The sequence below is a fragment of the Streptomyces sp. NPDC059875 genome (genome assembly GCF_042731085.1).
Classification (GTDB): Bacteria; Actinomycetota; Actinomycetes; order Streptomycetales; family Streptomycetaceae; genus Streptomyces.
In genome coordinates, this window is sequence record NZ_JBHWJZ010000004.1 from 99,717 (window position 1) to 119,112 (window position 19,396).

The following is a 19,396-nucleotide window of genomic DNA, read 5'->3' on the forward strand; positions in this document are numbered from 1 at the left end:
GGACCAAAGGCCGTCGACCGGTGACCATTGCCGACCCTTTTGATCGATCAGAGGGCGTGCAATGGAGGTAGGCAACGACGCGATCGAATGATTCGAAGAAGGCGGTGCGGGCAGTGACTGCGACCCCTGCTGAGGCAACGGTGACCGAGGGAGCCTGGAAGGGCTTCAAGGGCGGACTCTGGCGCGACGCCATCGACGTCCGCGACTTCATCCAGCAGAACTACACGCCGTACGAAGGCGACGACTCCTTCCTCGCCGGGCCCACCGCGCGCACCACCGCCGTGTGGAAGGCCATCACCGACCGCTTCCCGGAGGAGCGCGCCAAGGGCGTCCTCGACGTCTCGTACGACATCCCCTCCACCATCACCGCCCACGCCCCCGGCTGGATCGACCGCGACAAGGACCTGATCGTCGGCCTCCAGACCGATGCCCCGCTCAAGCGCGCGATCATGCCGTACGGCGGCTGGCGCATGGTCGCCGGCGCCCTGGAGACCTACGGCTACCCGGTCTCGGCCGAGCTGGAGAAGGTCTTCACCGAGTACCGCAAGACCCACAACGCCGGTGTCTTCGACGCCTACACGCCCGAGATCCGCGCCGCCCGCCAGGCCGGTGTCGTCACCGGTCTCCCCGACGCCTACGGCCGCGGCCGCATCATCGGCGACTACCGTCGCGTCTCCCTCTACGGTGTCGACCGCCTGATCGCGGTCAAGCAGGAGGAGAAGGAGGACCTGAACTCCCTCCCCGCCGGGAACCGTTCGCTGGAGGAGACCATCCGCCTGCGCGAAGAGCTCTCCGAGCAGATCCGCGCGCTCGGCGAACTGAAGACGATGGCGCGGTCCTACGGCCACGACATCTCCGGCCCGGCCACGAACGGCCGCGAGGCCGTCCAGTGGCTCTACTTCGCCTACCTCGCCGCCGTGAAGGAGCAGAACGGCGCGGCGATGTCGCTCGGCCGGACCTCCACCTTCCTCGACGTCTATCTCCAGCGCGACATCGAGGCCGGACTCCTCACCGAGGAGCAGGCCCAGGAACTCGTCGACGACTTCATCATCAAGCTCCGTATCGTCCGCTTCCTGCGCACCCCCGAGTACGACGAACTGTTCTCCGGCGACCCGACCTGGGTCACCGAGTCCCTCGCCGGCATGGGCGAGGACGGCCGTCCGCTGGTCACCAGGACCTCCTTCCGCTATCTCCAGACCCTGTACAACCTCGGCCCGGCGCCCGAGCCGAACATGACCGTCTTCTGGTCGCCGCAGCTCCCCCAGGGCTTCAAGGAGTTCTGCGCCAAGGTCTCCATCGACACCTCCTCCGTGCAGTACGAGTCGGACGAACTGATGCGCCCGCGCTTCGGCGACGACACCGCCATCGCCTGCTGCGTCTCGGCGATGCCGGTCGGCAAGCAGATGCAGTTCTTCGGCGCCCGGGTGAACCTCGCCAAGACCCTCCTCTACGCGATCAACGGCGGCAGGGACGAGAAGTCCGGCGCCCAGGTCGGCCCGGCGACCGGAGCCCTGACCTCCGACGTCCTCGACTACGACGAGGTCATGGCCAGGTTCGACGAGCAGATGGAGTGGCTCGCGAGCGTCTACGTCCACGCGCTGAACGTCATCCACTACATGCACGACAGGTACGCCTACGAGCGCATCGAGATGGCGCTCCACGACCGCGACGTGCGCCGCACCATGGCCTGCGGGATCGCCGGCCTCTCCGTGGCCGCCGACTCGCTGGCCGCCGTCAAGTACGCCAAGGTCACCCCCCTGCGCGACGAGACCGGTCTCGCGACCGACTACCGGATCGACGGCGACTACCCGGCTTTCGGCAACAACGACGAGCGCGCCGACGAGATCGCGGTCTGGCTGGTCGAGGAGTTCATGCGGAAGGTGCGCAAGCACCCGACCTACCGGAACGCCGAGCACACCCAGTCCGTGCTGACCATCACCTCCAACGTCGTCTACGGCAAGAAGACCGGCAACACCCCCGACGGGCGCCGCGCCGGTGAACCGTTCTCCCCGGGCGCCAACCCGATGAACGGCCGCGACAATCACGGCTATGTGGCCTCGGCCCTGTCGGTCGCCAAGCTCCCGTACGAGGACGCCGAGGACGGCATCTCTCTGACCAACACCGTGACCCCCGACGGCCTGGGCCGCACACCCGAGGAGCGGATCAAGAACCTGGCCGGCGTCCTGGACGGCTACATGGCCGGCGACGGCTTCCACATGAACGTCAACGTCCTCGACCGGGATGTGCTGATGGACGCCATGGAACACCCGGAGAACTACCCGCAGCTGACCATCCGGGTCTCCGGATACGCGGTCAACTTCGTCCGGCTGACGCGCGAGCAGCAGCTCGACGTCCTCAACCGCACCTTCCACGGCTCGCTGTAGCAGCCGGAGAGGTAGGTCCCGCCATGACCACGATGGCCATGTCCACCACGTCGGCGACTTCGGCCACTTCGGCCACGTCGACCACGTCGACCACGTCGACCACATCGACCGTGTCGGCCACGACCGAACTCGGCCCCGTGACGCCGGCGGCCGCCGCGACCCGCCGTCCCTCCGAGGGCTCGGTGCACTCCTGGGACCTGTCGACCGGCGTCGACGGCCCCGGCACCCGCTTCGTCACCTTCCTCTCCGGCTGCCCACTGACCTGTCTGTACTGCCACAACCCCGACACCTGGCGGATGCGTAGCGGCACACGCACCTCTGCCGACGACGTGATCTCCGAAGCGCGGAAGTACACCCGCTTCATCGCGGCCTCCGGAGGCGGGGCCACCCTCTCCGGCGGAGAACCCCTCCTCCAGCCCGTCTTCGCCGGTGAACTCCTTCACCGGATGAAGCACGAACTCGGACTGCACACCGCCCTGGACACCTCCGGCTTCCTGGGCACCCGTGCCACCTACTCCCTGCTGCGCGACACCGACCTCGTCCTCCTCGACATCAAGTCCTGGGACCCGGACACCTACCGCACGGTGACCGGACGCCCCCTCGAGCCGACCCTGGACTTCGCCCGCCGCCTCGCCGACCTCGGCCAGGAGGTCCACGTCCGCTTCGTGCTCGTCCCGGGCCTCACCGACGCCCCCGCCAATATGGAGGGAGTCGCCGCCTTCGCTGCCGGCCTGGGCAATGTCTCGCGTGTCGACATCCTCCCCTTCCACAAGCTCGGCGAAGCGAAGTGGCAAGCACTCGCCAAGCCCTTCACCCTCCACGACACCCCCTCCCCGACCCCGGAACAGATCGCCGAGGCCCGCGCGCTCTTCCGATCGCACGGCCTGAACGCCATCTGACGGACCGAACTCCATCCGAGCGATACACTCACCCACTCGTACCGCAAAACAGGCTAATCCTGTGCATATCACCCTACGGTGACCGGGTGACCGAGCCACCGCAGGGCCCCGCAGATCCGACGCCGGGCCAGCCCGCCCCGACCGCGACCTCGCCCTCGACGGCGACTTCGACGACGACCGTGACCGAGGCGCCATCGGCCCCCGGGACCGCGCCCGTCATCCAGACGCCCGCCGACGTGCGGCGGCGGGCCACGCTCGCCGGCACCGCCGTCTCCGTGCTGCTGATCGTCGCGATCGTCCTCGGCAGCCGGCTCCTGCGCGACTTCGACTCGGCGCTCCTCCCGTACGCCGTCGCCACCGTCTTCCTCGCCTTCGGCGTCGCCTACCGCTACACCGTCTGGATCTCCGCCCCCGGCGCCCGCCGCCTGTTCAAGCAGGGCTGGCGCTCCTTCTTCTCCGCCGCCAACTTCCGCAGGGCGCCCACCGCCCTGCCGAAGATGATCGCCACCTATCTCGGCTTCCAGAAGTTCCTCGGCGCCCGCTCCCACGCGCGCTGGGCCGCCCACCAGCTGATCTTCTGGGGGTGCGTCCTCGCGGCCCTGATCACCTTCCCGCTCACCTGGGGCTGGTTCACCTTCACCTCCTCCACCGGCTCCGGGCCCGGCTACGAGATGCGGATCTGGGGCCTCAAGGTCCTCGGCTTCGACTCGCTGAACATCGTCGGCTGGCTGATGTTCCACGGCCTCGACATCGCCGCCGTCCTCGTCATCCCCGGCGCCTCCTACTTCCTGTGGCGCCGTATGAAGGACCGCGGCGCCATCACCGGCCAGCGCTTCGCCTACGACCTGGTCCCGCTGATCGCCCTCATCGTCATCGCCGTGACCGGGCTGCTGCTCACCTTCTCGTCGATCTTCCTGCACGGCGGCGGCTACGAGTTCCTGGCGATCCTGCACATGGTGTCGGTGGTCTTCACCCTCATCTACATCCCGTTCGGGAAGTTCTTCCACATCGTCCAGCGGCCCGCCGCCGTCGGTATGCAGCTCTTCAAGTACACCTCCCGCACGAAGGACGGCGAAGAGGTCCTCGCCTGCCGCCGCTGCCAGGAGCCCATCGACACCGCCCCCTACGTCGAGAACCTCCAGGGCACCATGCGCGATCTGAAGCTCGGCTTCGACGCGTGGGCCGAGTACTGCCCCCGCTGCAAGCGCGTCCTGCGCGGCAACGCCTACCTCACCCACGTCAAGAAGGGCTTCAAGTGACGCAGCAGCAGGTGGGGCAGCACCCCCTTCCGCTCGACCCCTCGATCGCCCCGCCCGGCACCCGCAACTTCCGCGACGCCGGAGGCATCCCCGCCGACCGCTGGCACGCCGACCAGAACGGCGAGACGCTCGTCCCCACCCACTGCTGCTTCTGCGGCGTCCAGTGCGGCATGTACCTCCGCGTCGACAAGGGCGGCAAGGTCTTCGGCGTCGAACCCCGCAACCACGACATCAACCGGATGCGGCTCTGCCCCAAGGGAATCAACGCCTACCAGCAGGTCAACCACCCCGACCGGCTCACCTCCCCGCTCATGCGCTCCCACCGCGACGAGCCCTTCCGCGAGGCGAGCTGGGAGGAGGCGCTCGACTTCACCGTCTCCGAGATCCGCCGCATCCAGGCCGAGTACGGCAACGACGCCTTCGGCCTGCTCGGCGGAGCCAGCCTCTACTCGGAGAAGACGTATCTCGTCGGCAAGTTCGCCCGCGTCGCCCTGAAGTCCCGGCACGTCGACTACAACGGCCGCCTGTGCATGGTCTCCGCCGCCGGCGCCAACAAGCTGGCCTTCGGCATCGACCGGGCCGGCAACCCCTTCTCCGACATCCTCCTCACCGACTGCCTGCTCATCGCCGGCTCCAACGTCGGCGAGTGCTTCCCCGTGATGACGCAGTACCTCTGGGGAGCCCGGGACCGCGGCGCCTCCCTGATCGTCGTCGACCCGCGCGAGACGGCGATCGCCCGTACCGCCGACCTCCACGTCGCCCTCAAGCCCGGCACCGACTCCGCCTTCTTCAACGCCGTCCTCCATGTGATCGTCGCCGAGGGCCTCACCGACGAGGCGTATCTCGCGGAGCACACCACCGGCTGGGACGAGGTCAGGAAGACCGTCGAGGCCTACCCGCCCGCCCGCGCCGCCGAGATCTGCGGCGTCCCCGAGGAACAGATCGTGCGGACCGCCCGGATGTTCGCCGGCGCGGACAAGGCGATGGCCTGGCACGCCCGCGGCGTCGAACACCACTCCCAGGGCGTCGAGAACTGCCTGTCGATCATCAACCTGTGCACCGCCACCGGGAACATCGGCAAGCCCGGCGCCGGCTACGGCACCATCACCGGCCAGGGCAACGGTCAGGGCGGCCGCGAGCACGGCCAGAAGTCCGACCTGCTGCCCGGCGGCCGTTCCATCACGAACCCCGAGCACCGCCGCCAGATCTGCGAGATCTGGGGCATCGAGGAGTCCGAACTCCCGCCCGCCGGCACCTCCATGATGGAGATGGTCTGGCAGATGCAGCGCGAGGAGATCCGCGGCCTGATCGGCGTCTGCAACAACCCCTTCGTCTCCCTCCCCAACTACGCGACCGTCAAGAACGGTTACGACACCCTCCAGTTCCACGCCCAGTTCGACTTCTTCCTCTCCGAGACCGCCGCCAACGCGCACGTGGTCTTCCCCGTCACCGTCTGGGCCGAGGACGAAGGCGTGATGGCCAACGCCGAGGCCCGGGTCGTCAAGCACAACAAGGCGCAGGAACCGCCCGCCGGGGTCCGCACCGACACCTGGGTGATCTGCGAGCTCGCCAGGCGCCTGGGCGTCGGCGACAAGTTCGACTTCCCCGACTCCCGCGCCGTCTTCGAGGAGCTCCGCATCGCCTCGGCCGGAACGGTCAACGACTACTACGGCATCACCTACGAACGCCTGGAGGAGACCGGCGGCATCGCCTGGCCCTGCCCCTCCACGGACCACCCGGGCACCCCCCGCCTCTTCGAGGACGGCAGGACGTACCACCCGGACGGCACGATCCACATGCAGGTCGTCGAATGGCACCCGCCCATGGACCCGTACAGCGAGGAGTACCCCCTCTCGCTCACCACCGGCCGCACCGTCGCCCACTTCCTCTCCGGCAACCAGACCCGCCGCCTGGGCGCCCTCGTCGAACAGACCCCACGCCCCTGGGTCGAGGTCCACCCCTCTCACGGCTTCCGCAACGGCGACCCCGTCCGCGTCGTCACCCGCCGGGGCAGCGAGGTCTTCCCCGCGCTGGTCACCGAGGCGATCCGCCCCGACACCGTCTTCGTGCCGTACCACTGGCCCGTCCCCACGGCGGCCAACGCCCTCACCATCGACGCCCTCGACCCGCGCTCCAAGATCCCCGAGTACAAGGTGTGCGCCGCCCGGATCGAGCCCGCGGAACGGATCGACGAGGTCCCGGCGCCCCCGACCGCCCCGGGGCACATCGCCTACCCGGAGACCCAGGTCTCCCGCACCGACCCCCTGCCTCCCACGTCCCCGCAGGGCCGTGGCACCGCGGAGAGGAGCTGACGCCGCTCATGATGGGCCGCACCATCTTCATCGACCCCGGGCGCTGCATCGGGTGTCAGGCGTGTGTCTCGGCCTGCCGCGAGTGCGACTCACACCGGGGCAAGTCGATGATCCACCTCGACTACCCCGACGAGGGCCACTCCGTCGCCTCCCTCCCGACCGTCTGCATGCACTGCGAGGACCCGGTCGCCCCGTGCGCCGAGGTCTGCCCCGCCGACGCGATCCTCGTCACCGCCGACGGCGTGGTGCAGCAGGCGGACACCACCCGCTGCATCGGCTGCGCCAACTGCGTCAACGCCTGCCCCTTCGGTGTCCCGAAGATCGACCTCCAGGCGAAACTGCAGATGAAGTGCAACCTCTGCTACGACCGCACCGCCTACGGCCTCGCCCCGATGTGCGCCACCGTCTGCCCCACCGGCGCCCTGTTCTACGGAACCCTCGAGGAGCTCCAGGCCGAACGCCCCGGCGTCCAGGTCGCCGACTCCTTCACCTTCGGCTCCACCACCGTCTCCACCGGAGTGGCGATGGTCGTCCCTGCCGACAAGGTCCAATGGCCGGTCCCCGGCGGTCTCCCCGTCGTCGAGATCAACGGAAGGGCCGTCTGATGAGTGTCACCGAGCAGCCACCCGCCGGCGGCGCCGGGGCGGCCGACGCCGCCCAGGAAGCGCTGCACGACCGCATCGCGGCCGACTCGCTCACCACTCGGCGCGACTACCTGCGGATCGTCGCCACGGTCTCCGGCGGCCTAGCCGTCGGCGGCATCGGCGTCGCCTCCGGCATCCTGCACCGCCACGGCGACGCGGACGGAGCGCCCGAGGCGAAGAAGATCGCCGACCAGCTGCTGCCCGGCGAGTCCCTCGCCTTCCGGTACCCCGAGCAGGAGGACCGGGCGGTCGCGATCCGGCTGGAGGACGGCACCCTCGCCGGATACTCGGCCGTCTGCACCCACCTCGCCTGCGCCGTGCTGTGGCGCAACGACCGGGGCAGCGAGGGCGAGCTGTACTGCCCGTGCCACGAGGGAGTCTTCGACGCCCGTACGGGAGAGGTGACCGCGGGCCCGCCACCGCGCGCGCTGCCCAAGGTGCTCCTGGTGGAGGAGGCAGACGGCAGCGTCTGGGCCGTCGGCACCACGCGCTCCGGAGAGAGCGTCCAGGAGGGCCTGTGCCGCCAGCTGGGCGAGGAGCGACCCGACCTGGCCGAGCGCCTCGGCTGCCCGGGGGTCTCGGCGCGCGGCGCGGGGTCGAGGAGCGAGCGGACATGACCGACACCCCGTTCCCCAAGGACCCGGAAGCCCCCGACGGCCCGTCGACCCCGGCCCCCGCTCCCGGCCCCAGCCCCGCCCCCGCTCCCCACCCCGATCCCGTCCACGCCTCCGCCTCGGCCCCCGCCCCGGAGCTGCCGCCGCGCCCCGCGTACACGCCGGGCAGTGCGCAGGCCCGGCTGAACCGTCCCGTCCACGAGCGCTATCCGCAGATCCGGCCGACCAGCGGCTACGGCGACCCGCGGGTCCGCCACACCGGCCCCGGCCCCGGCGCCGGCACCGAGCAGGAGCCCGAGCGCTCGTCGAAACTGAGCGCGCGACTCGCCCTGGCCCTGACGGTCGTCATCGGCCAGCTGTGGGGTCTGACGATCGTGGTCGACGAGTGGATGGCGGGCGACACCGGCACGGCCTGGTGGGGTGCCGGCTTCCTGGTCCTGTCGTTCCTCGTCGTCCTGGGCCTGTGGCTGCTCGACCCGAAAGACCGCTGATCGACGCGGGTACGAGGCCGAATTCCCGGCGTACCCTGGAGGTATGAGCACCGCCCCCGCCCACGGACCGCGAGACGCGAAGCAGCCCGGCACCCAGCCCAACCCCGAGAACACCACGAAGCCGAAGCTGATCTTCGACGATCCACTGGACCAGCAGTCCGCGGACGATACGGACCGCGGGTGGGGTGAGCGGCCTCCCGGCGGTAGTGACAGCGCCGCCGATCTTGCGCGCTTCCTTGAAGAGAAGCCGCCGCACCACCTCTGACGCCGGTGCGAGTCGCCGGCTAGGGGGTGGGGTGCGTCCCCGTCCCCGTCCCGGCGTCCGAGTTCGGGCCGCGCTGGGCGACGAGCAGGTCGCGGATCTCCTTGAGCACCTCCAGCTCGCTGATCTCCAGCGTCTCCTGGACGCCTTCCTTCGCCTTGTCGTGGGCGGCCCGCTTGGCGAGGTACTTCGCCATGGGCAGCACCATCAGGAAGTAGACGACGGCCGCCGTGATGAGGAAGCTGAGGACGGCGCTGAGCACCAGACCCCACATGATCGGGATGCCGGAGACCACGGTCCCCGCGTCGTCGACCACACACGGGCCCTTGAGGCAGGATCGGTAGCTCTCCAGGTCCTTCGTACCGAAGGCGCCGACCAGCGGGTTGATGACACCCTTCACCACGGAGTTCACGATGTTGGTGAACGCGGCGCCGATCACGACCGCCACCGCGAGGTCGATCACGTTGCCGCGCGTGAGGAAGGCCTTGAAGCCTGCCATCACGCTTTCCTTCTTCGGGCTCACCCGGGTGCCTTTCGTCGTTTGTGCAGGTAGCCGTGCCATTAGGCCGCGAACGACGGAGAGGCGTCCAATCCGTACACACGGAACGGTTACTTGACAGGCAGTCCGTGCGAATCAACACAGCGTCACCGCCAGTTGGGAGGTGACACCCGCACCCGCAAGAGCCGTCGCCGTCGACCGTGGAACGGACAGGACGATCAGTGCCCCGCCGTCCGAACGCGTCTCACCCGTGCGCGGAACTTCGGCCACCCGGGCGCCAGTAGCGACCACCCGAGCCGCATCGCCCCCGCCCATCGGCGAGTTGGGGGCGGCGATCACGTCGACCCGGTCGCCGGGCCGCAACAGCCGTACGGTCGCCGCGTCCGCGATCCGTACCGGAGCCGACACCAGCCGCACCGCGGCCGGCCGGCGCTGCTCCTTCGCCGCCGGGCGCGTCGGCGGATCCGCGGACACCTCGCCCCCGCCCGCCACCGCCAGCGCGGCCGCGCTCATCGCGAGGATCGCGGCCGGGGCCCGCCGCCGGCGCCGCAGTACCCTCCGCAGTCGCTGCCGCCCGCCCCGTACCCGTAGCGGCTCGAACGGTGGAACACCGCACGGCGCGGGAACGGGGGAGCGGTCGAGGGAAGGAAGGGAAGGGACGAGGGGAGGAAAGGAAGGAGAGGAAGGAGAGGTCGTCATCGGGTGAACCGCCTGTCAGGAGTCGCGTACGTCCCCGGACCGTCCGGAGAACCGCTCCCACCATCCCGGCCCCGCGGAAATGCCGCTCCCGCCTGTGGATCACCGACCCCTTGTGGACAACTCCCTCACTCCCCAGGGGGATTCACGGCCGGCCGCCACCGCCGCCGCCGAGGCCCCAGGGGGAATCACGGCAGCGCGATCCCCAGGTCCCACCCGTCGTGCGCATGCGTGCACAGGCAGTCCCGGTCCGTCGTGTCCGGCAGCGCCCCGACCGCGTCGAACAGGACCTCCCGCAGCCGCCCGACGTTCTCGCCGAACACCCTCAGCACCTCCGTGTGAGAGACCCCCTCGCCCGTCTCCGCGCCCGCGTCCAGGTCCGTGACCAGCGCCAGCGAGGTGTAGCAGAGCCCCAGTTCCCGGGCCAGGACGGCCTCCGGGTGCCCGGTCATCCCCACCACCGACCACCCGGCCGCCGCGTGCCAGCGTGACTCCGCACGGGTCGAGAACCGCGGCCCCTCGACGACGACCATCGTGCCGCCGTCGACCGGGTCCCAGCCGCGCCCCCGGGCCGCCTTCACAGCCACCCGCCGCCCGTCCGGGCAGTACGGGTCGGCGAAGGAGGTGTGCACGACGTTGGGCACCGCCCCGCCCCAGGCCTCCGGCAGCGGCTCCCCGTCGAAGTACGTCTGGACCCGCGTCTTCGTGCGGTCCACCAGCTGATCCGGTACGACGAGCGTCCCGGGCCCGTACTCCTCCCGCAGCCCGCCCACCGCGCAGGGCCCGAGCACCTGCCGCACACCCAGCGAGCGCAGCGCCCAGAGGTTGGCTCGGTAGTTGATCCGGTGCGGCGGCAGGGTGTGGCCGCGGCCGTGCCGGGGGAGGAACGCGACCTGTCGCCCCGCGAGCTCGCCGAGGAAGAGGCTGTCGCTCGGGCTGCCGTACGGGGTGTCCACGGACACCTCCGTCACGTCCTCCAGGAAGGAGTAGAACCCCGAGCCGCCGATCACACCGATGTCCGCGTACGCGTTGGTCGCCATGGCCGTCAGATTAGCTGCCCGCACAACGCCGAAAGCCCTACCGCGCACAGCGGTAGGGCTTTCGTAAGAACGTGGATCAGGCCAGAACGTGGATCAGGCCAGAACGTGGATCAGGCCGCCGACGTGGAGCTCGACGTCGAGGACTTGCTCGACGAAGCGGCCGGCTTCGCATCCGAGGACGACGAGGACGACGACGAAGGCGTGGAGGAAGCCGTGGAAGGCTTCGACGACGCGGGCGAGCTGCTGGACGACGAGCCGCGGCTGTCGTTCCGGTAGAAGCCGGATCCCTTGAAGACGATGCCGACCGCCGAGAACACCTTCTTCAGGCGTCCCTTGCAGCTGGGGCACTCGGTCAGCGCGTCATCGGTGAACTTCTGCACCGCCTCGAGGCCCTCGCCGCACTCGGTGCACTGGTACTGGTAGGTCGGCACTTGTCTTCCTCCTGGCACTCACACTCATCGAGTGCTAACGACGATCCATAGTGACCTATTCCGCGGAATCAGTCCACCGTCACCGGCACTCGGTGACCGATACCACGTGCCGCGACCCGCCCCGGCGCCCGGGGTACGAGCCGCGAGCGCAGCGCGAGCAGCGTGGCCAGCGCGAGGGCCGTGCCCACCAGCGGCACCAGGAATCCGGTGCTCGCGCCGTGCTCGTCCGCGAGCCGGCCGGCGACCGTCACGGCCGCGGCCTGCCCCAGCGCCACCGCGCCCGTGAGCCAGGTGAAGGCCTCGGTACGGGCGGAGGCCGGGACCAGGGTCTCGACGATGGTGTAGCCGGTGATCAGGGCCGGGGCGATGCACAGACCCACGACCAGGCCGAGGGCGGCGAGCAGCAGCACGGAGTGCGCGGACCAGAGCAGCGAGGCGGCCACGGTCAGTCCGGCGTAGCCCAGGATCAGGCGCTTGCGCGGGCCGATCTTCCAGGCGATGGCGCCGCACGCGATGCCCGCGAGCATGTTGCCCGCGGCGAAGATCCCGTAGAGCAGGCCGTTGGCGCCGGGGTTGCCGATCTCTTCGGAGAACGCGGTCAGCGAGACCTGCATACCGCCGAAGACCGAACCGATACCCAGGAAGGCGATGGCCAGAACGCGCACGCCAGGGATCGACAGTGCGGAGACGTGCGGCCCGCTGGAGGCCGCGGCGATGAGCCCGTGGGCGGGCTGGGTGGCCCGCTGGGCGGCGAAGAACAGGCCGCCGAAGAGCGTGAGCGCCGCCTCGGCGATCAGACCGGCCGCCGGGTGCACGCCGGTGCACAGCGCGGTGGCGAGCACCGGGCCGACGACGAAGGTGAACTCGTCCGTGACCGACTCGAAGGCCGCGGCCGTCGGCATCAGCGGGGAGTTCTCCAGCTTCGCCGCCCAGCGGGCGCGGACCATCGGCCCGACCTGCGGGACGGAGGCGCCGGCCGGTACGGCGGCGAGGAACAGGGCCCACATCGGGGCGCCGGACAGGGCGAGCACCACCAGCAGGGAGACGGCGGCGGAGTGGATGAGCACGCCGGGGACCAGGACGGCGCGCTGGCCGAAGCGGTCGGCGAGCCTGCCGCTCTGCGGGGCGAACATCGCCATGGAGACGCCGGTGACGGCGGCGACCGCGCCCGCGCTGCCGTACGAGCCGGTGGTGTGCTGGACGAGCAGGACGATGCCGATCGTCAGCATCGCGAACGGCTGCCGGGCGGCGAAGCCGGGAAGCAGGAAGGACAGGGCTCCGGGCGTACGCAGGAGCTGTCCGTAACCGGCACGCTTGCCGGTCTTGCCTGTGGCCTTCGCAGACACGTCGGTCTTCGTAGACACGTCGGCCTTCGCAGCCGTGTCGGTCTTCGCGGACGTCTCAGGCATGTCAGAAGTGACCGTGGACACCACGGTCCTTGCCTTTCTGCCGCCTGGTAGCGCGCCCGTGCACGGTGGTGCGGGTGCCGCCGAGAGCTGTCCTCATGCGCGGAACTGCGGTAGATACCGGGCCCCACTGCGGAGGGCGTCACGGCCGCCATACGGTCGCGCCAGCTCTGCGTCAGGCAGAGTTGGTTCGATCAAGTGTGCCTTCATGGTACAGGGAAGGGCGTCTTCCCGCCTGGGAAAACGCCCTTCCATTCGAATCTATGCCTGTGATTAACCGGACGTTCGCTTTCCACCCGGCAGATGCGGCCAGTGCCCGTGCCCGTGTCCGCGATGTTCGGACACGGCGGTCGCGCCGCCCGTCCCCAGCCACCCGGCCAGCTTTCCGCCCTGCCCGACGGCGCGCAGCCGCCGCTCGGTGGCGTCCCGTACCGGATCGGTCGCGACGACGAGCAGTTCGTCGCTGTACCGGAGCACGGTCGCCGGACCGGGCACGAAGCTCTTCTCCTCGCGTACGACGAGGGTGACCGCGGCCCCGGCGGGCAGGCGCAGCTCCCCGACCTCCACGCCGTGCATCTTCGAGCCCTCCGGGATCGCGACGGACAGCAGATGTCCGCGCAGTCGCTCCAGTGGCGCCGACTCGACACCCAGGTCGGCGGCCTCCGAGGAGTCGCCCAGCTTCAGCGCCCTCGCCAGCCAGGGCAGCGTCGGACCCTGGACGAGCGTGTAGACCACGACGAGCACGAAGACGATGTTGAAGACCCGCTCGCTGCCCTCGATCCCGGAGACCATCGGGATCGTGGCGAGAATGATGGGGACGGCTCCGCGCAGGCCGGCCCAGGACATCAGGGCCTGTTCCTGCCAGGGGATACGGAACGGCAGCAGGCTGACGAGGACCTCGGTGGGCCGCGCCACCACCGTCAGGACGAGGCCGATGACGATCGCCGGCCAGAAGTCGTCGCCCAGCTTGGACGGGGTCACCAGCAGGCCGAGCAGGACGAACATGCCGATCTGGGCGATCCAGCCGAGACCCTCGGCGAAGCCGCGGTTGGCGGGGGCGTGCGGGAGCTTGGCGTTGCCGAGGACCATCGCGGCCAGATAGACGGCGAGGAAGCCGGAGCCGTGGGCCAGGGCGCCCGCCGCGTACGCCACCACCGCGATGGCCATGACGGCGATCGGGTAGAGGCCGGAGGCGGGCAGGGCCACGTGCCGCAGGCCGAAGGAGCCGAGGAAGCCGACCCCGAGGCCGATGGCGGCGCCGATGGCCAGTTCCATGGCGATGGTGCCGACCAGGACGTACCAGCTGTCGATGGGGCCGACGGTCGAGAAGGCGACGACGAGGATGACGACCGGGGCGTCGTTGAAGCCGGACTCGGCCTCCAGGACACCGGTCACCCGCGCGGGCAGCGGCACCTTGCGCAGGACGGAGAAGACTGCGGCGGCGTCCGTGGAGGAGACGACCGCGCCGATGATCAGCGCCTGCCGCCACTCCAGGCCGACCAGATAGTGGGCGGCCGCGGCCGTGATGCCCACGCTCACCGCGACGCCGACGGTCGACAGCACGACCGCCGCGGGCAACGCGGGTTTGATCTCCTTCCACTTCGTGCCCAGGCCACCTTCGGCAAGGATCACGACAAGTGCGGCATAGCCGATCACCTGGGTCAGTTCGGCGTTGTCGAAGGCGACGTTGCCGATCCCGTCCTGCCCGATGGCGACCCCGATCCCGAGATACAGCAGCAGGCTGGGGAGCCCGCTCCGGGACGAGATCCGCACCGCCGCGACAGCGATGAGCAGCACGAGCGAGCAGATGAGCAGGAGTTCATTGAGCTGGTGGACAGTCAGTGGCCGATCCTTCCCCTCGCGTGCAGCCGGATCGTTCCTCCAGCAGCCGGTACTTCGTTACCTTACCTAATCTTTAACGCTTTCTTGACGCCCTCCTGGTATCTCCGCCGGTACCTCCTCGATCATCAGTGCGGACCACTTACCGGCACCCCGTCCGGGTCGCTCGGACGCTGCGCCTAAGGTTGCTCCCGTACTCCAGGACCACCCTGCCCCTCGAAGGACAGAGATGCCCTCCAACACGACCGCGCCCCACGCCAAGAAGAAGGGGCGGCGCGCCCGCCTGATCGTCCTCGTCCTGGTCCTCGCACTGGTGGCGGGCATCGGTTACGGCGGGTACTGGGGCGTCAGCACCGTCCGCGGCTCGTTCCCGCAGACCACGGGCGAGCTCCGGCTCGACAAGCTCTCCGGCCAGGTCGAGGTCAAGCGCGACGCCTACGGGGTTCCGCAGATCTACGCCGACACCGAGGCCGACCTCTTCCGCGCCCAGGGGTTCGTCCAGGCCCAGGACCGCTTCTACGAGATGGACGTCCGCCGTCACATGACGTCGGGCCGCCTGTCCGAGATGTTCGGCAAGGACCAGGTCGACACCGACGCCTTCCTGCGCACCCTGGGCTGGCGTCAGGTTGCCCAGCAGGAGTACGACAAGGTCCTGTCGGCGGAGACGAAGAAGAACCTCCAGGCTTACGCGGAGGGCGTCAACGCCTATCTCAAGGACCGGGACGCCTCGGACATCTCGGTCGAGTACGCGGCTCTGGCCTTCTCCAACGACTACGAGATCGAGCCCTGGACCCCCGTCGACTCGGTGGCCTGGCTCAAGGCGATGGCGTGGGACCTGCGCGGCAACATGCAGGAGGAGATCGACCGCTCCCTGATGACGAGCCGGCTGAGCGCCGCTCAGATCAAGGAGCTGTACCCGGAGTACCCGTCCGACCTGCACCAGCCGATCGTCGACGGCGCGGGCAAGGGCGCCTCGAACGACGCCGACGACTCGACGAACGGCACCGGCACCAACGGTTCGACGAGCGACAACAGCAGCGGCACCGGCACCAACGGTTCGACGGGCGGCACCGCGGACGGCGCCCTGGGCGGGATGCAGTCCCAGCTCGGCGCGCTCTCCGACGCGCTCGACAAGATCCCCGCCCTGCTCGGCCCCAACGGCAACGGCATCGGCTCGAACTCCTGGGTCGTCTCCGGCCGGTACACCACCTCCGGCAAGCCGCTGCTCGCCAACGACCCGCACCTCGCGCCGATGCTGCCGTCCCTCTGGTACCAGATGGGCCTGCACTGCCGCTCCGTCTCGGCGACCTGCCGTTACGACGTCGCCGGCTACACCTTCTCCGGTACGCCCGGCGTGATCATCGGCCACAACGACACCATCGCCTGGGGCCTCACCAACCTCGGCGCCGACGTCACCGACCTCTACCTGGAGAAGGTCGGGGACACCGGCTACCAGGTCGACGGCCGGGTCAAGCCCTTCGCGATCCGCGAGGAGACCATCAAGATCGCCGGCGGTGGCAGCCGGACGATCACGATCCGTTCGACCGGCAACGGCCCGATCGTCTCCGACCGCTCCTCCGAGCTGGAGAAGGTCGGCCAGAAGGCGCCCGTCGGCAACGCCGCCCCGGACCGCGGTACCGGCTACGCCGTCTCCCTCCGGTGGACGGCCCTCCAGCCCGGCAAGTCCATGGACGCGATCTTCGAGCTCAACCGCGCCAAGAACTTCAAGCAGTTCCGCGCCGCGGCCGAGCACTTCGAGGTCCCCTCCCAGAACCTGATCTACGCCGACGCCGAGAACATCGGCTACCAGGCGCCCGGCAGGATCCCGGTCCGCGCCAAGGGCCACGACGGCACCGTTCCCGCACCCGGCTGGGACTCCTCGTACCAGTGGAAGGGCTACATCCCGTACGACGAGCTGCCGTACGAGGAGAACCCCGACCGCGGCTACATCGTCACCGCCAACCAGGCCGTCGTCGACGCCGGCAAGTACCCCTACCTCCTTACGGAGGACTGGGGATACGGCTCGCGCAGCCAGCGGATCAACGACCTCATCGAGTCGAAGACCAAGGACGGCGGAAAGATCTCGCCGGACGACATGCGGACCATGCAGATGGACAACCGCAGCGAGATCGCGACCCTCCTCAACCCGCTCCTGCTGAAGATCGACATCTCGGACCCCTACGTCCGCGAGGCGCAGAAGCTGCTCGAGGGCTGGGACTACACCCAGGAGCCCGACTCGGCCGCGGCCGCGTACTTCAACGCGGTCTGGCGCAACGTCCTCAAGCTCGCCTTCGGCGACAAGCTGCCCAAGGAGCTGCGGGCCGAGGGCGACTGCATCAGCGTCCGCCCGGCCGACTCCACCGGCCTGCCGGTGGACGAGCAGAACAAGCGGGTACGGGAGTGCGGCGAGCGCGACCCGGACACGGCCCAGCCGGACGGCGGCGACCGCTGGTACGAGGTGGTCCGCCCGCTCCTCAAGCAGGAGAACAGCGCCTGGTGGAAGACCGAGGCCAACCGCACGGACCAGGCCACCGAGAACCGTGACCAGCTGCTCGCCCGGGCCATGGAGGACGCCCGCTGGGAGCTGACCGCCAAGCTCGGCAAGGACGTCTCCACCTGGAGCTGGGGCCGGCTGCACCAGCTGACCCTGAAGAACCAGACCCTCGGCACCGCCGGACCGGGCTTCATCCAGTCGCTGCTCAACCGCGGCCCCTGGAACCTGGGCGGCGGCGAGGCGGCGGTGAACGCGACCGGCTGGAACGCGGCCGGCGGCTACGACGTCATCTGGGTCCCGTCGATGCGGATGGTCGTCAACGTCGGCGACTGGGACAGGTCGCGCTGGATAAACCTGTCCGGCGCCTCGGGCCACGCATACCACTCGCACTACACCGACCAGACCGACGCGTGGGCGAAGGGCGATCTGCTCGACTGGTCCTTCGGCAAGGCGGCGGTCGACGCCTCCACGAAGGAGACGCTGACCCTCAAGCCCTAGGGCCTGTCCGGCGGCTGTCAGGGCTTGAAGCGTCTGACCCCCTCCGGGGTCACCACCGCGTGCACGGGGTGGTCGTGCGGTTCCTCCGGGACCCGGGCGACCACCTCGTTCGCGTAGAGGAGCACCACCAGGGACGGATGGGCGTCCGCCCGCGCCAGCCGGGCGAGCACCCGGTCGTACGAGCCGCCGCCCCGCCCCAGGCGCATCCCGCGCTCGTCGACCGCGAGGCCGGGCAGCAGCACCACGTCGGCCTCGCACACGGCCTCCGGGCCGAGCCGCGGCCCGGTCGGCTCCAGCAGACCCCGGCCGGCCTTCGCCAGGCTCTCGGCACCCTCGTACGCGGCCCAGTCGAGATCGTTGTCCGACAGCAGTACGGGCAGCAGGACGCGGACGCCCCGTGCGCGCAGCGCGTCGAGCAACGCGCGCGTGCCCGGCTCGCGGCCCACCGACACGTAGGCGGCCACGGTCGACGCCTCCGCCACCGCGGGCAGCTCCAGCGCACCCCGGGCGAGCTGCTCCCCGGCGGATGCGACACCATGGCCGGGCAGCTCGGCGCGGGCAGCGAGAAGTCGGCGGCGCAGGGTGGCCTTTTCGGCCATCTCGCCCATGTCGGCCGTCACTGGGAACTCACCTGTACTCACGAACCTCTCGTACCTGTCGTATGCGTAGGAAGCCAGCGGGAGGCCCATCTTCCTCTCATTTCGAACGGCTATCATGCGCGCATGACTCAGTCCCCTCCCAGGATCAGCAAGGCTGTCATCCCGGCCGCCGGTCTCGGTACGCGCTTCCTTCCGGCCACCAAAGCCACGCCGAAGGAAATGCTTCCGGTCGTCGACAAGCCCGCGATCCAGTACGTCGTCGAGGAAGCCGCCGCTGCCGGCCTCTCCGACGTTCTCATGATCACCGGTCGTAACAAGCGTCCCCTCGAGGACCACTTCGATCGGAACTATGAGCTGGAGGAGGCGCTGGTCCGCAAGGGCGATGCGGAGCGCCTGTCCAAGGTGCAGGAGTCCAACGACCTCGCGACGATGCACTACGTGCGCCAGGGCGACCCGCGCGGTCTCGGCCACGCCGTGCTCTGCGCGGCCCCGCACGTCGGTGACCAGCCCTTCGCCGTGCTGCTCGGCGACGACCTGATCGACCCGCGCGACCCGCTGCTCTCCCGCATGGTGGAGGTGCAGGAGCGCGAGGGCGGCAGCGTGATCGCGCTGATGGAGGTCGAGCCCTCGCAGATCCACCTCTACGGCTGCGCCGCGGTCGAGGCGACGATCGACTCGGACGTCGTGAAGGTGACGGATCTGGTCGAGAAGCCGGCCCCGGACGAGGCGCCCAGCAGCTACGCGATCATCGGCCGTTACGTCCTGGACCCCGCCGTGTTCGGGATACTGCGCGAGACCGAGCCGGGCCGCGGCGGCGAGATCCAGCTGACCGACGCCCTGCAGAAGCTCGCCCAGGACGAGAAGGTCGGCGGCCCGGTCCACGGCGTGGTCTTCAAGGGCCGGCGCTATGACACCGGTGACCGCGGGGACTATCTGCGTGCCATTGTCAGACTCGCGTGCGAACGTGAAGACCTGGGCCCGGACTTCCGGACCTGGCTTCGCAGTTACGTGACCGAGGAGATGTAGCAC

The 19,396-nt window shown here is 69.8% G+C and carries 17 protein-coding genes; 10 read left to right on the forward strand and 7 right to left on the reverse strand.

The window, feature by feature from the left end; genetic code table 11:
- The first annotated feature begins 104 nt into the window (after positions 1-104).
- From pflB to ACFV9D_RS06475, 8 genes are all read left to right on the forward strand, one after another.
- On the forward strand, positions 105-2,384 hold the full coding sequence (gene pflB / locus ACFV9D_RS06440; RefSeq protein WP_385141794.1) for a formate C-acetyltransferase: 2,280 nt from the start codon (positions 105-107) through the stop codon (positions 2,382-2,384).
- 23 nt (positions 2,385-2,407) lie between these two features.
- On the forward strand, positions 2,408-3,283 hold the full coding sequence (gene pflA / locus ACFV9D_RS06445) for a pyruvate formate-lyase-activating protein (protein WP_385141797.1): 876 nt from the start codon (positions 2,408-2,410) through the stop codon (positions 3,281-3,283).
- A 218-nt stretch (positions 3,284-3,501) separates the two neighbouring features.
- Complete coding sequence (locus ACFV9D_RS06450) at positions 3,502-4,542, forward strand: MFS transporter (protein WP_385142374.1); 1,041 nt, start codon at positions 3,502-3,504, stop codon at positions 4,540-4,542.
- Positions 4,539-6,854 (forward strand): molybdopterin oxidoreductase family protein, encoded by a 2,316-nt coding sequence (locus ACFV9D_RS06455; RefSeq protein ID WP_385141799.1) that lies wholly within the window; start codon positions 4,539-4,541, stop codon positions 6,852-6,854. The genes ACFV9D_RS06450 and ACFV9D_RS06455 overlap by 4 nt, the downstream gene beginning before the upstream one ends.
- A gap of 8 nt (positions 6,855-6,862) precedes the next feature.
- Positions 6,863-7,459, forward strand: a complete 597-nt coding sequence (locus tag ACFV9D_RS06460; RefSeq protein ID WP_385141802.1) for a 4Fe-4S dicluster domain-containing protein — start codon at positions 6,863-6,865, stop codon at positions 7,457-7,459.
- Positions 7,459-8,115 carry a Rieske (2Fe-2S) protein gene (locus tag ACFV9D_RS06465; RefSeq protein WP_385141805.1) on the forward strand — a complete coding sequence of 219 codons (657 nt, stop codon included), beginning with the start codon at positions 7,459-7,461 and terminating at the stop codon, positions 8,113-8,115. The genes ACFV9D_RS06460 and ACFV9D_RS06465 overlap by 1 nt, the downstream gene beginning before the upstream one ends.
- Positions 8,112-8,603 (forward strand): hypothetical protein, encoded by a 492-nt coding sequence (locus ACFV9D_RS06470; RefSeq protein WP_385141808.1) that lies wholly within the window; start codon positions 8,112-8,114, stop codon positions 8,601-8,603. The genes ACFV9D_RS06465 and ACFV9D_RS06470 overlap by 4 nt, the downstream gene beginning before the upstream one ends.
- 43 nt (positions 8,604-8,646) lie before the next feature.
- Entirely contained in the window at positions 8,647-8,868 is a 222-nt protein-coding gene (locus ACFV9D_RS06475) for a hypothetical protein (RefSeq protein ID WP_385141811.1), read from the forward strand.
- Between the two features lie 19 nt (positions 8,869-8,887).
- On the opposite strand, the gene mscL is transcribed toward ACFV9D_RS06475, so the two are convergent.
- The 6 genes from mscL to ACFV9D_RS06505 all read right to left on the reverse strand — a co-directional run bounded on the left by mscL (position 8,888) and on the right by ACFV9D_RS06505 (position 14,734).
- Positions 8,888-9,388: a large conductance mechanosensitive channel protein MscL gene (gene mscL / locus ACFV9D_RS06480; protein WP_385141814.1), complete on the reverse strand. Its 501-nt coding sequence runs from the start codon at positions 9,386-9,388 to the stop codon at positions 8,888-8,890.
- Between the two features lie 111 nt (positions 9,389-9,499).
- Complete coding sequence (locus tag ACFV9D_RS06485; protein WP_385141817.1) at positions 9,500-9,877, reverse strand: hypothetical protein; 378 nt, start codon at positions 9,875-9,877, stop codon at positions 9,500-9,502.
- 371 nt (positions 9,878-10,248) lie between these two features.
- Complete coding sequence (locus tag ACFV9D_RS06490; RefSeq protein WP_385141820.1) at positions 10,249-11,100, reverse strand: S-methyl-5'-thioadenosine phosphorylase; 852 nt, start codon at positions 11,098-11,100, stop codon at positions 10,249-10,251.
- A gap of 110 nt (positions 11,101-11,210) precedes the next feature.
- Entirely contained in the window at positions 11,211-11,531 is a 321-nt protein-coding gene (locus ACFV9D_RS06495) for an FmdB family zinc ribbon protein (RefSeq protein WP_385141823.1), read from the reverse strand.
- A 68-nt stretch (positions 11,532-11,599) separates the two neighbouring features.
- The gene (locus ACFV9D_RS06500; protein ID WP_385141826.1) at positions 11,600-12,940 is read right to left on the reverse strand and encodes an MFS transporter; all 1,341 of its coding nucleotides are present in this window, start codon (positions 12,938-12,940) and stop codon (positions 11,600-11,602) included.
- 270 nt (positions 12,941-13,210) lie between these two features.
- A complete protein-coding gene (locus ACFV9D_RS06505; protein WP_385141829.1) occupies positions 13,211-14,734 on the reverse strand; it encodes a potassium/proton antiporter in 1,524 nt (507 codons plus the stop codon).
- Positions 14,735-15,005: 271 nt separating this feature from the next.
- Between ACFV9D_RS06505 and ACFV9D_RS06510 the strand changes: the two genes are divergently transcribed.
- The gene (locus tag ACFV9D_RS06510; RefSeq protein WP_385141831.1) at positions 15,006-17,768 is read left to right on the forward strand and encodes a penicillin acylase family protein; all 2,763 of its coding nucleotides are present in this window, start codon (positions 15,006-15,008) and stop codon (positions 17,766-17,768) included.
- Between the two features lie 17 nt (positions 17,769-17,785).
- Here ACFV9D_RS06510 and ACFV9D_RS06515 read toward each other — a convergent pair whose 3' ends face one another.
- A complete protein-coding gene (locus ACFV9D_RS06515) occupies positions 17,786-18,367 on the reverse strand; it encodes a 5-formyltetrahydrofolate cyclo-ligase (protein ID WP_385142377.1) in 582 nt (193 codons plus the stop codon).
- A 123-nt stretch (positions 18,368-18,490) separates the two neighbouring features.
- Between ACFV9D_RS06515 and galU the strand changes: the two genes are divergently transcribed.
- Entirely contained in the window at positions 18,491-19,393 is a 903-nt protein-coding gene (gene galU, locus ACFV9D_RS06520) for a UTP--glucose-1-phosphate uridylyltransferase GalU (protein WP_385141834.1), read from the forward strand.
- The last annotated feature ends 3 nt before the right edge of the window (positions 19,394-19,396 follow it).

Coding starts and splice junctions, on each gene's coding strand:
- pflA (WP_385141797.1), top strand. CDS start 2,408: ATGACCACGATGGCCATGTCCACCACGTCGGCGACTTCGGCCACTTCG.
- ACFV9D_RS06460 (WP_385141802.1), top strand. CDS start 6,863: ATGATGGGCCGCACCATCTTCATCGACCCCGGGCGCTGCATCGGGTGT.
- ACFV9D_RS06465 (WP_385141805.1), top strand. CDS start 7,459: ATGAGTGTCACCGAGCAGCCACCCGCCGGCGGCGCCGGGGCGGCCGAC.
- ACFV9D_RS06470 (WP_385141808.1), top strand. CDS start 8,112: ATGACCGACACCCCGTTCCCCAAGGACCCGGAAGCCCCCGACGGCCCG.
- ACFV9D_RS06475 (WP_385141811.1), top strand. CDS start 8,647: ATGAGCACCGCCCCCGCCCACGGACCGCGAGACGCGAAGCAGCCCGGC.
- ACFV9D_RS06485 (WP_385141817.1), bottom strand. CDS start 9,877: ATGAGCGCGGCCGCGCTGGCGGTGGCGGGCGGGGGCGAGGTGTCCGCG.
- ACFV9D_RS06490 (WP_385141820.1), bottom strand. CDS start 11,100: ATGGCGACCAACGCGTACGCGGACATCGGTGTGATCGGCGGCTCGGGG.
- ACFV9D_RS06500 (WP_385141826.1), bottom strand. CDS start 12,940: ATGCCTGAGACGTCCGCGAAGACCGACACGGCTGCGAAGGCCGACGTG.
- ACFV9D_RS06510 (WP_385141831.1), top strand. CDS start 15,006: ATGCCCTCCAACACGACCGCGCCCCACGCCAAGAAGAAGGGGCGGCGC.
- ACFV9D_RS06515 (WP_385142377.1), bottom strand. CDS start 18,367: ATGGCCGAAAAGGCCACCCTGCGCCGCCGACTTCTCGCTGCCCGCGCC.
- galU (WP_385141834.1), top strand. CDS start 18,491: ATGACTCAGTCCCCTCCCAGGATCAGCAAGGCTGTCATCCCGGCCGCC.